This is a genomic window from Nostoc sp. FACHB-280 (assembly GCF_014697615.1).
In the GTDB taxonomy this organism is placed as follows: Bacteria; Cyanobacteriota; Cyanobacteriia; order Cyanobacteriales; family Nostocaceae; genus Nostoc_B.
In genome coordinates this window covers 20,603-36,360 of sequence record NZ_JACJSD010000016.1, presented here as the reverse complement: position 1 = coordinate 36,360, position 15,758 = coordinate 20,603, and the positions used below count along the sequence as shown (strand labels likewise).

Annotated in this window: 11 protein-coding genes and 1 other RNA gene; 3 read left to right on the top strand and 9 right to left on the bottom strand. The window is 40.0% G+C overall.

The features are described from left to right. The first annotated feature begins 78 nt into the window (after positions 1–78). Positions 79–2,460 (top strand): tetratricopeptide repeat protein, encoded by a 2,382-nt coding sequence (locus H6G75_RS13740; protein WP_190980614.1) that lies wholly within the window; start codon positions 79–81, stop codon positions 2,458–2,460. Positions 2,461–2,591: 131 nt separating this feature from the next. Here the strand turns inward: H6G75_RS13740 and acsF are convergent, their stop codons facing one another. From acsF to ssrA, 6 genes are all read right to left on the bottom strand, one after another. Further along, on the bottom strand, positions 2,592–3,668 hold the full coding sequence (gene acsF, locus H6G75_RS13735; RefSeq protein WP_190980613.1) for a magnesium-protoporphyrin IX monomethyl ester (oxidative) cyclase: 1,077 nt from the start codon (positions 3,666–3,668) through the stop codon (positions 2,592–2,594). 248 nt (positions 3,669–3,916) lie between these two features. Then, positions 3,917–6,694: a filamentous hemagglutinin N-terminal domain-containing protein gene (locus tag H6G75_RS13730; protein ID WP_190980612.1), complete on the bottom strand. Its 2,778-nt coding sequence runs from the start codon at positions 6,692–6,694 to the stop codon at positions 3,917–3,919. A 348-nt stretch (positions 6,695–7,042) separates the two neighbouring features. Next, on the bottom strand, positions 7,043–7,510 hold the full coding sequence (locus H6G75_RS13725) for a hypothetical protein (RefSeq protein WP_190980611.1): 468 nt from the start codon (positions 7,508–7,510) through the stop codon (positions 7,043–7,045). A gap of 394 nt (positions 7,511–7,904) precedes the next feature. Beyond that, positions 7,905–8,525, bottom strand: a complete 621-nt coding sequence (locus H6G75_RS13720) for a DUF2996 domain-containing protein (RefSeq protein ID WP_190980610.1) — start codon at positions 8,523–8,525, stop codon at positions 7,905–7,907. A 266-nt stretch (positions 8,526–8,791) separates the two neighbouring features. Next, a complete protein-coding gene (locus tag H6G75_RS13715) occupies positions 8,792–9,829 on the bottom strand; it encodes a low specificity L-threonine aldolase (protein WP_190980609.1) in 1,038 nt (345 codons plus the stop codon). A 195-nt stretch (positions 9,830–10,024) separates the two neighbouring features. Further along, positions 10,025–10,412: a transfer-messenger RNA gene (gene ssrA / locus H6G75_RS13710) on the bottom strand. A gap of 131 nt (positions 10,413–10,543) precedes the next feature. On the opposite strand from ssrA, the gene H6G75_RS13705 reads away from it, so the two are divergent. Beyond that, entirely contained in the window at positions 10,544–11,137 is a 594-nt protein-coding gene (locus tag H6G75_RS13705; protein ID WP_190980608.1) for a MarC family protein, read from the top strand. 33 nt (positions 11,138–11,170) lie between these two features. Here H6G75_RS13705 and H6G75_RS13700 read toward each other — a convergent pair whose 3' ends face one another. After that, positions 11,171–12,301 carry an aldo/keto reductase gene (locus H6G75_RS13700; RefSeq protein WP_190980607.1) on the bottom strand — a complete coding sequence of 377 codons (1,131 nt, stop codon included), beginning with the start codon at positions 12,299–12,301 and terminating at the stop codon, positions 11,171–11,173. A gap of 202 nt (positions 12,302–12,503) precedes the next feature. Continuing rightward, positions 12,504–13,001: a bifunctional nuclease family protein gene (locus H6G75_RS13695; RefSeq protein ID WP_190980606.1), complete on the bottom strand. Its 498-nt coding sequence runs from the start codon at positions 12,999–13,001 to the stop codon at positions 12,504–12,506. Between the two features lie 337 nt (positions 13,002–13,338). Here H6G75_RS13695 and H6G75_RS13690 point away from each other — a divergent pair, with 337 nt between their 5' ends. Next, a complete protein-coding gene (locus H6G75_RS13690; RefSeq protein ID WP_190980605.1) occupies positions 13,339–14,019 on the top strand; it encodes a riboflavin synthase in 681 nt (226 codons plus the stop codon). A gap of 61 nt (positions 14,020–14,080) precedes the next feature. Here H6G75_RS13690 and H6G75_RS13685 read toward each other — a convergent pair whose 3' ends face one another. Further along, positions 14,081–15,691 (bottom strand): M23 family metallopeptidase, encoded by a 1,611-nt coding sequence (locus H6G75_RS13685; protein ID WP_190980604.1) that lies wholly within the window; start codon positions 15,689–15,691, stop codon positions 14,081–14,083. Positions 15,692–15,758 lie beyond the last annotated feature (67 nt).

Genomic DNA, 15,758 nt, shown 5'->3' with positions numbered 1-15,758 from the left:
ATCTTATCGGAAAAATGAGGTGGGGGAATTGTAGAGTAATCTATAGTTCTAGAATCTAACTACCCTCATCGTTACATAATGAACGCTGAAGCAGCATTAGCATGGTTAGAAACCATTATTCCTGCTCAAACTGGGGAACGGTTGAGCGAATTGCAAAAAGTTATTCTTCAGCAGGTTTGGTTGGGTAGAAAATATTTAGATATTGCCCATGCTTACGGCTGTACGGAAGGACATGTTAAGGATGTTGGCTCACAGTTATGGAAGTTGCTGTCTCAGGTGTTGCGACAGAAGATTACTAAAAGTAATTGTCGCGCTACTTTGGAACGAGTTCTGAGAAAAACTTCTGCAATATCAGGGTTGATTAATGAGTCATCACTGCCACAAACTGTCCCCAGATTAGAAGATACTAATTTTATTGGGCGACAAGATGCGATCGCTCATTTGAATACTCTGGTAAACCAAGGCGCGAAAATAATTGTCATCCAAGGTGAGGGAGGTTTAGGTAAAACGACTCTCGCCCAGCAATATCTACAAACCCAGGGTTTTGACTTGGTTTTAGAATTATTAATGGCGAAGGAAAGCCAAAATATCACTGCTGCGGAACGGGTGGTAGAGGAATGGTTAAAACAAGACTTTGGGGAAGAACCAGGGATAGAGTTTGGCGTAACGTTAGGAAGACTGAAGCGCCAACTGCATAATCGGCGCATTGGAATTTTAATTGATAATTTAGAACCCGCATTAGATCAGCAGGGAAAGTTAATTACACCTCACCGCAGCTATTTAGAACTATTGCGGGTTTTGGCTGATGTGCGGGTACAATCTGTCACCTTAATTACTAGCCGCGATCGCTTGTGCGAACCAGGGTTGAATATACATCATTATCGTCTTCCTGGGTTAGATCAAAGCACCTGGTTAAAGTTTTTTAGCAACCGTGGGTTAACGATTAATCTTTCTACCTTGCAACAAATACATCATACTTACGGCGGGAATGCCAAAGCTATGGGTATTTTGTGCGGTGCAATGCAGGAGGATTTTGGCGGTGATATGAGTTTATATTGGCAAGCAAATCATGATGATCCTTTAGCCGCCACCGATTTAAAAAATTTAGCCGTTAGTCAAATTAATCGTTTACAAGTTCTTGATGCTCAAGCTTATCGTTTGTTGTGTCGTTTGGGTTGTTATCGCTACCAAGATATACCCACGATTCCATCTTCAGGACTGTTTTGTTTACTTTGGGATGTTCCCCCAACTGAACATCGTCAAATTATTGCTTCTTTAAGAAATCGCTCGTTAATAGAGTGCAATCAAGGTGAATATTGGTTACACCCGGTAATTCGCGCCGAAGCGATCGCCCGGTTACGCACTAGTGATGAGTGGGAAATTACAAATCACAAAGCCGCCGAATTTTGGACAGCTAGTGTTACACAAATCGCTACATTTCAAGATGCTTTACAAGCTTTAGAGGCATACTATCATTACATCGAAATTTATGAGTTTGAGTTAGCTGGTAAAGTTATTCTCAAAAGTCGCAATAATCAATGGCAACAGTTTTTACCTCTGGGGAGTACGTTATATCGGATGGGATTAATTCAGCCTATTTTGACGGCAATTAATCAAGTAATTAATAATGTTGAATCAGAAGAAAATATTATTGAATTATACAATATTTTGGGTGATTTATATTGGATAAATGGGAAAATCAATCAAGCGATCGCCTGTCAAGAAAAAACTATCAATTTAGCCAAACAAGCACTAAAATCACTTGTACCGCAGTTAGAGAATAAACATCAAGTCTATTATCTACGAATGTTAGAAGTCGATTCACTGTTAAGCATTGGTCTTTACAAAATAGACTTATGGGAACTAGAATCAGCCCTCAAGTTATTTCAACAAGTAATTTATCTAGCGCAAAATACAGCACATCATCGCTGGGCAGAAAAAGCCTCTGTATGTTTAGCATTAGTTAATTCCTATTTAGGATTTTGTAATGCGGCTGATGAATTAGCAAATGCAGCTTATGAAAATATTGCCAATGAAAAATTACTCAAGACAGGAAGATTTGCTTATTTCATCCAAATTTTAGGGCAAACATATCTCAATTTAGGTAATTTATCTCAAGCCAACCAAATTTTCCAGCAAGCGTTGACCTTTGCCGAAGCAGGTCATTATATGCAAGTCAAAGCAAAAACATTAAACAGTTTAGCAGAAATTAATCGCCAACAAACAGATTATCAATTAGCCCTTGTGCATCATACAGAAGCCATCGAACTCTTAGAGCAAATAGGCGCTAAATGTGACTTAGCAGAAGCGTATTTTCAGTTAGGTTTAACTTATCAACAACTCGCCAAGACTGAAGTCAGCCAAAGGTATTTTCAGCAAGCAATTCAGTTATTTACAGAAATCCAAGCGCCAAAGCAAGTTGAGAAGATAGATAAAAGGTTGTCTGTTGAGAATAGATAAAGATGACAAGGAAGACAAGGAGGACAAGGTAGATATTTATTTTTTGGAATTTTGGAATACCTTAAGCATGAAACATAAAAAAGCATGGTATTAATTAACTAATACCATGCCCATCAAATTATCCAGTAAATCTAGCGTGCCATACCATGAGCCGAAGCAGCATCAATAGGCTTCATTAAGTACAACTTCAAGAACTGCCAACCATTGGAGATGTATAATGGCAACTTCTGGAAGAATTGTAAGAATTTAGGTGTTTTGGAGTTAGCGATCGCGCTCAATTTTTCGTTATTCTGAACACATAAATCTAGGCGATCGTAAAACTCTGGATTTTCCACATCCAACATTACCGGGAAGACTCTACCTGCGGTTTCATTGGTTTTCTTGATGACGTAGATATCATAGTCCCGTGCATCTAAACCAATGGAAGCGTAAAAGTCTTTGCGCTGTAAATCATTGAGATACATTGTCACAAATACAGACAACAAGAAAAAGCGACTCCACAGTTTGGCTTTCCAGTCGTTCAGCATTTGTGGCTGCGCTCTCATAATGGCATCAAAGAAATCACCGTGACGGTTTTCGTCTTGACACCAGTTTTCAAAGAACCGGAAAATTGGATAAATTCTGTCTTCGGGATGCGATTCTAGATGGCGGTAAATGGTGATATAACGCCAATAACCGATTTTTTCAGAAAGGTAAGTGGCGTAGAAAATGAATTTTGGTTTAAAGAAGGTATAATTGCGGCTCTTGGTCAAAAACCCTAAGTCAAGAGACAAATTAAAGTCTGACATCGCTTTGTTCAAAAAGCCAGCGTGACGTGCTTCATCCCGTGACATCAGGTTGAAACACTCTGCTAGGACGGGGCTTTTATCTTTTAAGCGACGGCCTAATTCTTTGTACAGCAAGAAGCCAGAAAATTCTGCTGTACAAGAACGCTCTAGAAATTCAATGAACAACTGGCGAGTTTCCCCGTCGATATGATCCCAGGATTGTTCAAACTCGGCATCCCGAACGAAGTGATGGCGGTTATAGTCAGCGCGGAACTCTTCTAAGATGGCGATTAACTCATCTTCGTTTACAGAGATGTCCATCCGCGCCATCTCATCAAAATCGGTAGTATAAAACCGTGGTGTTAATAAGGTTTCTTTTGCCGGGACTTTAATCCCTGGCCGTATTTCTTCAAAGCCTGGTTTTTTGAGGGAATCTACCATGTCTTGATTGCCACGAGTGTCTTTATTATCTTGATTACGCCCTTCGGGTTCCGCAGTTTAGACTGCTTAACCTGAAAGTCAATAGTAATACTTTCATTGGGCGCAGCAAAGGACAATAATTAATTTGTATAAAATTCAGTCTACCAAGGTGTAGAGGAAAACTGGTATGTGAAACGTTAAGAGTTGCAACAACTCTACATAAATCCTCCAAGCTTTTTAAAAGCGACTCTGAACAATTGGCAGTTATTTCATCGTTCTTGCTTTGGACAAGCATAAGGATTGGACTTTAAAAGATTTTCTTCAGCCCCAGATACGCGAGAAATCAGGGTAACTTCACCCGCACCATTGAAACGCCAACCATTAGCAGGTGCGATCGCCACAGTTTTTTCCATAGCAGGTAATTTAATATTTGTGGGTTGATTTCGCCTAGCTGTCACTTCTCGTGTCCGAGTATCTGACCACAGCACATCTCCACCCAAAAGTTCATAAGGGTTAGCTGGTAAACCACCACGTCCTGTCACCACAAATTGACTGTTGTTATTTTCATCTTCTTTTGAACAATCAGCAGCGAGTAACGTTGAACTGTCAACAACACTAGTAGATAATTCACTTAACCCCTGAATCGGATCAACTTGTAGTGTATTAATAGTTACATCTCCATTGATCCCCAGTTGAGAACTAGCAGTAATATCGCTAAATTGCGTATCTCGGAAGCGTGACGCAATCCCAAAAATGCTTTGTGCGGTAATATCTACTCTTCCACCCCTACCATTAAAAGCATTGGCGCTAATATCGCTATTTTCACCAGGAATAGCAATTAAAAATTTGGTGTTGATATTGATGTTTCCGCCATTACCCCCTGCATTCGCCACACCAGCATTGGCAGAAATACTACTATTCTTTCGCAGCAGCACAACATCTCTCACATTGAGATTAATATTTCCCCCTTCACCAGCAGTTGTCCCTGTTGTAATTGTTCCCTGATTATTCAGCCGTAAAGAACGAGCATTAACTGTGATATTGCCAGCATTGGCGCGTTCAGTTCCGCGCACACGAGCAAACAAACCACTGTTAGCACCATCATTATCAACTGATTCACTCCCAAATTGTTTCACACGCGCTGCAAACGTTGGGTCACTACCACTAATGCTCACTCTGTTTTTTGCTTCGATGGTAATGTTACCTGCATTCCCACTATTGAAAGCACTAGTCAAAATTTGACCACCACCAGCTAAATCAACGGTGTTAGCAACAATATTAATGTTACCTCCGTTACCAATACTTCTACTACGGGCGCTGATTACTGCTCCATCTGTTACCTGCAAACTCCTAGTTTTAATATCAATACTTCCTGCATTTCCAGATGCTGTTAGACCCCTTTCATTCTCAGTGCTAGTAAATAAGCCTGAAATCAATAATCCTGATTGTGAATTTGGAGAAAATCCTATTAGTTTGATTGACTCAGAAGCATTAATTTGAATATTTCCTCCATTTTTTGAACCAGTAGTTCTGGATAAAATTGCAGCACCATTCGCTACAGTTAAAGTCCTCGCTTTGATATCAATTAATCCAGGGTTAGCAATGCCATTGGTTTCACTTCTAATCGAACTTCTATTATCCAAAGAAATTCCTTGAGTATTAATTACTATATTACCAGCAGAGCCATTACTGGATGAAGATGTGTCCAAAGAAGAGCCATTAATTAAAAATATGTCTCTAGCTTGGATATCAATATTGCTGGCATTACCAGTGCTACTATTATTAGAACGCGTGTTAATGAAACTATTATTTAATACAAGAGAATTGTTTAATTTTATAAATACTCCATTTGTAGTTCCAAGTCCTGAAGTGATAGCACTTAATCCAGTCGGGCTATTTGATAGGTTGCTATTTATATAAACCGAATCAGCCGCAATGTTAATACCGCCTGTGTTGCCTCTTGAACCATCATTAACATCACTACTAATAGTACTGTTATTAAGTGACAGCGACTCTGCCTGAATATGAACTCCCTTTGTATTACCTATCGCTGAAGATAAAAATGCTCCAATATCACTTCTAATAAAACTATCACTTAAGGAAAATGACTTAGTATTGATATAAATACCACCAGTATTGCCGACAGCTGAAAGAAAAAGTTCTCCAAGATTATTGCTAATGGTACTATTCTGCGTAATACTTATTCTTTCCGTTGCATTCAGGGTAATATCTCCCGCCTGCGTTCCATCATCGACAATACCATTTGTTAGCTGACTTCCCGCTATTTCTAAATTTCTGGCGTTGATAGTCAAACTACTGCCACCATTAGATTCTACACTGGCAGATCCATTAATAATCGAAATATCACCTCGTGCTAAGTTTTGGGGATAGGCCAAACTGAAATTATGATTATTGATATTTAATCCTACAGTTCCTTGTCCTGCTACTGCTCCTAATTCAATTCTTCCACCTGGAGCAGATAAACTTCCGCCATCTATATAGATATTCCCACCTAATAACAATAAGCTTTGACCATGCTCAACTGAAAGATTTGCCTGTTTGTTAGTAATAGAAGAATTATTAATTTGATTGAATAAAAAAGCTGAGGGATTAACGGTGAGTAATGCTGGATTATTTGGCACAGAAGCACTAAATAAACCTTGATTACCAAATGCGATCGCATTTGCTGTGGTAGCGACAAATGAGCCACCAACATTTAAACTAGCATTAGGGCCAAATAATATTCCATTAGGATTAAGCAAAAATAAGTTTGGACTACCAACTCCAGAAGTTTTGAGAGTTCCGAAAATATCAGAACGGCTACCACCAGTTACCCGCACTAAAATATTTTGAATATTTGCACTAGGATTAACAAAATCTGCTATGTGCATCTCAGGAATGCTAAATTGCTGAAAACTATGGAAAAGGTTATTACCTGCTACAGTACCCTCTGTAATCTTCCATCGATTCATACTATCTAGAGGTGCAACAGCAGAATTTTTAGGTAAGCTTGTATCAGTAACAATCTGAGCTTGGGATAAGTCCATAAAAATAAGACAGCACCAGATTGTGGCACTAATGATGCAAGATTTATATATGTAATTTTTCATAATTATTGGTGTCTAAGATAATTATTTAAGCTGAACATAATTATAAATTTTTTGTAACCATTTGCTTAATCTTGTTTCCAGAAACTGATCGGCAAAAGCTCATAGCATAATAAATTGCAAAATTGCAAACATTGTTCAAATAGCCGCACCTTCTAAGGTAACGGCTACATTTACTGAACTGTATTGAATTTTTTCTGAGCTAGATATTGCTTGGGTTATTCTTGAAGAATTCGTTATGATACTTACCCAGCTTCATCAATATACTCAAATATGGAATTTATATAATTATGGGCAGCCTACTATATCAAGTTCATAATTCATCCTGTAAGCTCCATAATCAAGTGGTGGCAAAGGTGGAATTATAGAATTAGCAACAGAGACTGTTTTCTGCCCTTGGTATTTTGTCGTAGCTTCAACAAATTTTATTGTTGCTATATTACTAAAACAGGCATTAAGATTAACTGGTAATTCTTGTCCTGGAGCAATTGCTATTGGCCCAACAGTTTGTCCAGTTTCTTGAACATTGATATATACTTTACCAGTTTGAGTACTAGAATTCTTGATAGTTTTTAATCGCAAGTAACTACTTGTAGGAAGTGCCAACACTATAGGTTGTTGCATACCAATTTTGGATATAATACCCACTTGTTTTGTCATTAAAGCTAAAGCATTATCTCCTGGAACAAGCATAGTTATAGATAACGTAACTACGATAAATAATTTCCATAGCCAATTTTGCCAAATCTTAATCATATCAATAACTCCTGTGTAAGCGTAGTGAATTTAGCCTATCAGTTATACAATAATGAATGTGCATATTTTTATATCTTGATAACTAAATATGATATTTAGCTAATTTGACATCACTCTGTAGAACTGATTTTTTTGAGAACTGAGGCTTGAATTAATCCTACGTCCAAAACAGGATATTTGCTGGTTAAATTTTGTATTTTTTCTATATAAAAATAATTTAAAACAGATGAACCCTCGTAAATTTTTGGTAGCAAAAGATTAATTAAAAAAGCTCAGGGAGTAGAAGAAACGCTGAAATTGATGTATTCCTCATCCTGCCTGAGCAATTATTTTTTTACCAAAGCAAAGTATTGGTTTGTAACAATAGTTTACTTAGTGGATGTTTGTACAATATCTAGTTTCTGCCAAGCCATTTTTGACTGTTTAAACGCCGCACTAAACCAAATACCAACAAGTCAAGGGTAGTTTTGCGTTCGTCAATTAAGAATGACTCAAGAGTGCTGGGTCTTTTGCCTTCGTTGCAGGAAAATCCTTTTTTCCCTTGAATATCTTCTTCGGGAAAATACACGTTAAATTGGCGTTGACCATTTTGCCAACTGCCGATAACTTGCCAGTATTCTTCATCTGAAGGTAAGCCAGCGATGGGCAGCTTTTGTTTAGCAAAAGCTAATTGTAAATCTTGTACGCCTTCCTCCGCGATCGCCTTTTGCAAAGCTGGTATGTATTCTTGCTGGATAAACTCTGCAAACGGCTTATCTTCAACGGCTGGGGCTTTCTCTTTTTTGGCGGCTTTAGCGGCGGCTGGTTTTTCTGCACCATCGGCGGCTGGTTTAGCAGCGTTAGGGTTAACTTTTGGGTTAGCTGCTTTGGGGTCTGGTGTGTTGGCAGTAGGTATATCTGTGGCTACTGGTTCGCTGGTGCTGGGGGCTTTTGCTTCGGCGACAGTCGGAGCTTGTTTGTCAACAGTGCTGGGAGCTACTTCTCCCGCTTGATTGTGATTGGTTTCGTCTGCCATTGCTCAGGTCAATCCTTTATCTAGCTTTGAAAGCGATCGCTCACCTTTGTGTACTAATTTATCTTGATTTTGACATATCAGAGCTAGTTGATAATCAAGAGTTAATAGTCCATAGTCAAAAGTCAATGGATAGTATAAGAAGACTAAAGGCTGAAGTCTGAAGTCTGAAATAAACTGGTGTAGTAAACTTGAAAGTGATTAATCATGATACTGTATTAGCCGTTAAATTCCCTATATTTCTCGTGATTAATTTGGCTTTGAGTAGTTTAGGCGATCACTTCCTGAATATCTCTAATTAATTCATCCATTCTGGCTTGAGTTGTATTCCAAGAACACATAAAACGCACGCCACCTACACCAATAAATGTATAAAATTGCCAATTTTTCTCTTTCAACTTTTGAATAACTGGCTGTGGTAATTTAACAAATACAGCGTTAGCTTCCCTCGGAAACATAATTTCTACACCATCTATTTGTAACAGTTGATTTTCTAAATATTCTGCACATTGGTTAGCGTGTCGCGCATTTTTCAGCCACGCACCTGTTTCGAGTAAACCCAACCAAGGTGCAGAAATAAACCGCATTTTAGAAGCTAACTGTCCTGCTTGTTTACAACGATAATCAAAATCTTCCGCTAAGGCTCGATTAAAGAAAATAATTGCTTCGCCCAAAGCCATACCATTTTTTGTCCCACAAAAACACAACACATCTACACCACTTTTCCAGGTGATTTCTGCGGGGCTTTTATTCATCGCCGCAACAGCATTAGCAAAGCGAGCGCCATCCATGTGAACTTTTAATTGATATTTCTGAGCAACTTCTTTAATATGCCAAAGTTCTTCAATAGTATAGACTGTGCCTAATTCTGTTGATTGCGTAATACTAATGACTTTAGGTTTAGGGAAGTGAATGTCTGTACGTTTAGTAACAATTGCTTCGATACTTTGTGCGGTTAATTTGCCATTTTCTCCTGGAGCTATTAGCAGTTTAGAACCGTTGGAAGCAAACTCCGGCGCACCACATTCATCTGTTTCTATATGGGCTGTTTCATGACAAATTACACTATGATATGACTGACATAATGCTGCTAAAGATAAAGAATTAGCGGCTGTGCCATTAAAGGTAAAAAATACCTCGCAATCAATTTCAAATAATTCCCGAAAATAGTCAGTCGCTTTTTGAGTCCATTCATCATTCCCATAAGCCGGCGCACTACCAAGGTTAGCTTGAAGCATATACTCTAGTGCTTCTGGACAAATTCCAGAGTAATTATCACTAGCAAACTGTTCGGCGTTATTATTCATATTTTTTGGAATAGAAAATCACAGCATTCATTAACTAAACATCAAATGAATTTGACTTGACAAGGGCGAGAGGGTATAGGGGTGTACTTATTCAAAACCCTTACACCCAATCTTTGTGCATAAGTCATAGCTATATTCCTTAGTCACAAAACAAAATCCACCTAAACAATTGTTTGGTGGATTAATTAGTATTTTTAGTGGATCCGAGCAGAGTCGAACTGCTGTCCAAATTGGGTATTGACCCCCCGCTCATTCACAGGTTTAGCCTTTCTGACCCTCAAGGCGGGAATCGTTCATTATCCCGAACGTAGGATGCTCTGATTAAGTCTTAGCCAGCAAGCCAACCAGAGAACACCTGCTGGAGCATCCGTTGGGGTTGGTCTCTAGCCCTTAACGGAGTCGGACTAAAGACGCTCGAACCTATAAGAGGCTATTAGGCAGCTACTAGAGCATCCTTACGAGCAAATTTTACGATGTTATTCGCATTTACTTTTTTTTGAGCCTGATATTTGCGAGAGAAGACTCACTCTCGACCTGAGTCACAGAGTAGCGTTCGCCAACCTGTCGAAACCGTTACGGACCCGTGTACTTGATATCTTTATTATAATTCGTGGTGAGGAAAATGTGTTACAAGATTAGTTCTTTCTTTAGGTGCTAGAAAAAAAGCCAAATTCAAGGTAAGTTGTGAGTAAACCTTGATAAAATCGCGCTACTGTGGATACTTCCATTTTTGTGCAAACATTTATTGCGGTGTTTGTCCTAGCAGATGCTGTCGGCAATATACCAATAGTTTTAGCTTTAACCAAGGGTATGGAACCAGAAGACAGAAATAAAGTGATTGATAAAGGAAGTATTGTAGCGATCGCAGTTTTGTTGTTGTTTGCCTTTTCTGGTCAATATATTTTAAGCTATCTCGAAATTAGTATGGCATCTTTGCGGGTAGCAGGCGGGTTATTGCTGCTGCTGATTGCTTTACAAATGCTGCGGGGAGAACTAGACACACCCATTCACGAGGAAGGACGAGATGTGGCCATTACACCACTGGCTTTGCCATTATTAGCCGGGCCTGGTACGCTAACAACTGTGATGTTATTAATGTCAAAATCCCAAAGTCCCCATTTGGGTGTAGTGCTGGGTATTGTTGTGGCGATGTTTGTCACCTGGTTGATTTTGCGCTTGGCAAACCAAATTGATAAATTAATTGGGGTTGAAGGTACAGTAATTGTCACCCAGCTATTAGGTTTTTTATTAGCAGCCTTGGCAATAGAAATTGGCAGTATAGGAATTAAAGAGTTATTTCTGCACTAAAATCTAGAGTGATTGGCTGTATATAAATTTTATTTATCCCCATAGCCTTCTACCAGCTTTACCTTGTAATTTTTCATGAGCATCATTTAATAAAGCCGGAATATCTAAGTTTTCAGGACATCTCGGTAAACAATCACCACATTCTGTACAACGATTAGCTTTCATACCGGGGAACCAATGACCAGCATGTTCAAACATTCCATAACGATACTGCCCATAATCTGCCATATTGTATGCCACTGCTAAATTACGTAACCGCAGTACTTCTGGAATGTTGATGTTTTCTGGACAAGGTAAACAAGCATAGCATTGACTACAGTGATCAGTCCCTAAAATATTTTTTTGATGATTTTCTAAACCTTGAAAAATCGAAATTTCTGCTGGTGTTAATTCATTATTTCTATCAGCAATTCGTAAAGGTTCAATTAATTCTTCTGGCTTGGCTGCGCCAACACTCAAAGTAGTAATTCGGCTATCACTCAGCAAAAATCGATAATTTAATTCTAAGGGTGAATAAGGCTGACATAAATCTTTGAGGGTTTGGGGTGGTGTGTAGAGTTTTCCTCCTTTGTCAGCCGGGGAAATGATAAATACACCCATATCTTTTTTTGCAGCTAACTCAATTGCTGGAGCGTGACGTTGAAAAAAATAGTAATAATGGAGGTTGACAAATTCAAATAAATCTGAATTGATTGCTGCTTGAATGAGTTCTAAAGCTGCGTGGGTGGAAAAGCCAACGTGTCGCACTCGACCATCTGCAATTGCTTCTTGGACAGCTTGCATACAACCACCTTTGGCTTGCACCCACTGTAAATGCTCCCAAGTATTTAAACCGTGGATTCCTAAACAATCTACATAATCTAGATGTAATCGCGCTAAAGATTCATCAATGTACCGCCGCATACTATCAGCGTCGGCTGTTGGGGGAATTTTTGTGGTGATGTACAGTTGGGAACGCGGTAAAGACAACCCATTTTGAATCGCTTGGCCAAGATACTCCTCACTTTTGCCATAACCTCTGGCTGTTTCTATATGATTAATTCCTAGAGCTAAGGCTTGAGCGATCGTTTTCTGAGCATTTTCAGCATCAGCCAAATAGCGCATTGTCCCTAAAGAAAAAACCGAGAGGTAGAGATTTGTTTTACCAAAGCGTCGGTATTGCATGATTTCCAGTAACCAAATTTGAGTGCTAAATTCTGAGTATAAATACAATTAAGAGCAGTTACACTGAGAATGAAGTGTGAAAAAGAAAGCAGGAAAATTATCAGAATAAAATTCAGGATTCAGAATCAAACTTTCTGGATTCTTCTTTAATTCTTGAACTCTTTCTTTTCCAGCACTCCGCACTCATTAATTAGCACTTTCTTTAGCTCTCGCCATTACCGAAACGCTTAATCAAATCTTCAGGACGGAGATTGGAGATAAATTCACGAAACGCTTCTTGTTCTGCTTCATCAGCATCACGATCTACGGGAATTGAGGCATCAGCAACTACTTCTTCCATCACCCAAATTGGCGTATTTGTACGGAGGGCTATGGCGATCGCATCACTGGGACGTGCATCAATTTCTTTTTTGACTTCGCCTTGCTGCACAATCAAAGCTGCATAAAATGTGTCCTTCTGCAAGGAATGAATAATTACCTTTTCTAGAGTCATATTCCACGTCTCTAGAATATTTACCATTAAGTCATGAGTTAATGGTCTGGGCGGCTTTTGATTCTCCAGCGCCCCCATAATTGCCCTAGCCTGTTCTTGACCAATATAAATTGGTAAAGCACGCCGATCTGACGCATCTTTTAACAGTACAATGGGGCTGCGAGTTATGGCATCTAATGCTATGCCAGCGACTTTCATTTCAATCATTGGCGAAGCCTCTACAATTCTGGGAGAGCTTGAGATATTGGTAACATTTTATACCTTTTTGGGGTATGTAAAGAGAATAAATAAACATAGGCAGGTTTTCTATAATTGCTTCTATTAAACTCCTAACTTGGTGTGAACACCAGAGTAAGTTAAAGGAGCCTACCTAGACAATAACCTTCTTAACCAAGTATGCCTTGAGAAAGAGGTGAATGTGTTATCAACCTTATAATAAAAACAGTCAGAAATTATACTTAAAATGTCTTGCATTCTTGTAAGAAATACCAGTTGATTTTCGGCAAAATTAGGCAATAAATAGAGTTAGTTTCACAGAACAGCCGTGTTTACAGGATTAGTCCAAAGTTTAGGAACAATCAAACCTCTAGGGGGCGATTCTTGGCAAATTACTTGTGTGAGTCAGTCATCTAATGTAATTATGCAGGATTTAGCTTACGGTGACAGCGTTGCCGTAGATGGGGTTTGCTTGACTGTTGAAGAAATTTTAAAAGATGGGTTTATAGCCACAGCTTCCCCAGAAACGCTGCGTCGCACTACATTAGGTTTAGAAGAAACAAAACAAGGATATGTGAATTTAGAAGCTTCACTGCGCGTGGGTAGTAAAGTCGGCGGTCATTTTGTCATGGGTCATGTAGACGGTGTCGGTCGATTACTTACAGCCCAACAGACGGCGACTTCTTGGGAAATGACATTTACTGCACCTGAAGCGATCGCGCGTTATATTGTCCCTAAAGGCAGCATTGCGGTCAATGGCATCAGTCTCACAGTAGCCGCCTACGAACCAGAACTGTCGCAATTTACTGTGGCTGTTATTCCCCTTACCTACGCTGACACCAATCTCCGCTATCTTGTCTCTGGCAGCTGGGTAAATTTAGAAGGGGATATTCTCGGCAAGTACGTGGAAAAATTTCTTTACCCTGGCAAGAAACAGTCAACATCATCCGATGAGACTGGATTTAATGAAATTACCCCAACATTTTTAGCAGAACACGGATATTTGTAAAAAGTAAAAATCAAAAGGCAAAAGTAAAAAGAAAAATCTTTTGCCTTTTACCTTTGAACTTTTAACTTCCTGAATCGCTACCTACTTGGGCTGTGCGAATGGAGTTTAACAACTGACTCAGACCTGCTTGTAATTCTCCATTGGGGTCAACAGCTACCCATCCATCCTGGGTCAATTGACGCGCTTCAAAGTGCAGGTGCGGCCCTGTAGAGTTGCCTGTACTACCGACTCGTCCAATCACCATTCCTGCTTCTACCTGTTGACCAGGTTGGACAAAGATTTCGGACATGTGACCGTAAAGGGTTTGTTGAGCAGAATTATGATTCAAAATTACAGTTAAACCATAACCACCAACCCAACCAGCTGTCTCTACCTGACCTTTAGCGGCGGCGAGAATTGGTGTACCCATCGGCGCACCTAAATCTGTACCCGCATGGAAACGACGATTACCCGTAATTGGGTGAATTCGCCAGCCAAACAACGATGTAATTGTGGCTGGAATAGACAGGGGATAGCTGATACCTGTACCGCCACCACGATAGGCAATGGTATTTGTAAAGGGAATTTGAGGCAGAACTGAGGCGAGAGGAATATCGTAAGCCACTGTACTGACACGGGGTGCTAAGTTCCCTTCGATTGTTGGTGGGGGTAAAGCACCGGCGCTGGGTGCAACGGGTGTGGCACTGACTTTGGTTGCACCAAACTCGCTGGGATTGGGGATAAACCGATTAGGACTAAAGGCTGTCTTAACTTCCCCACCATAAGCAACACGGGTTGTAGGGGTGTTGCCAGTACTATTGATAGGCCGCGCCAAGGGAACAGTTGCTAACTGAGAATTTTGACTTTTTTTCAGCCAAGTGGGGGCAGGTTTGCTCTCAGAAGCGACACGCTGATTACCAACAGGTTGGGCTTGGTTACAAAAACCGAGGGATATAGCTTGTCCTGATGGCAAGATTGTGCGACAACCACTAGAACGTTCTGTGATGATTACAGAATTGGGTGCTTGATAAGTATTGGTTGCCTCAGTGCCGTAATTGTTGGAGTCAATGTAGGCGTTGTTAGAATCTTTAACTTTTCCAGTTGCAGCTTCAACTGTGCTGTGAGAGTTATTCACCGGTTGAGCAACTGCGGGGAGTTTTTCTGGTATGGTGCGCGGTGCTACTGGTTTAACTACCTCTTCTCTAGCACTGGCACTTGGTTGAGTAACTTCCAGCTTGGGTTTAGCGGTGCGGACACTGGATGGTTTCGGCTGTGCAGTTGGTGTTGGGGTGCGTTCCTGCCGAGTTGTAAAAACTGGCTCAACGACTGCTTCAGCTTGCGGTTTCGATTGTCTAACAGGCTCTTTGGATTGTGCAACCTCTGGTGTGCGGAGTCTTTGGTTGAGGTTAGCTCGTCTTTGGGAAAATTCCGCCTGCGCCTTGGGGGCTGCTGGGATAACAATATCTTTTTTAACGAAATTTGTTTTAGCTGTTGGTTGGGAATTTTCTACAGGAACAATGTTATCGATGGATGTTTCTGTTTGGGCAAAAACGAAGCCACCACTAAGCAGGCTAAAACTACTTAGTAAACAGAGACTCTGGGCTGGCAGGGTAGATACAAAACGTTTTTTGGTCATACCTTGCTGGTTCGAGCCTTGGGAGGGATTATGGGCAGATGTATTGCGCTGCGTCATTGGTTCTCTCAGTTATTTTAAATTTGCCTCAAGAGATGATGCCAGTGGTTTGTCTTGCCCAAAGAGC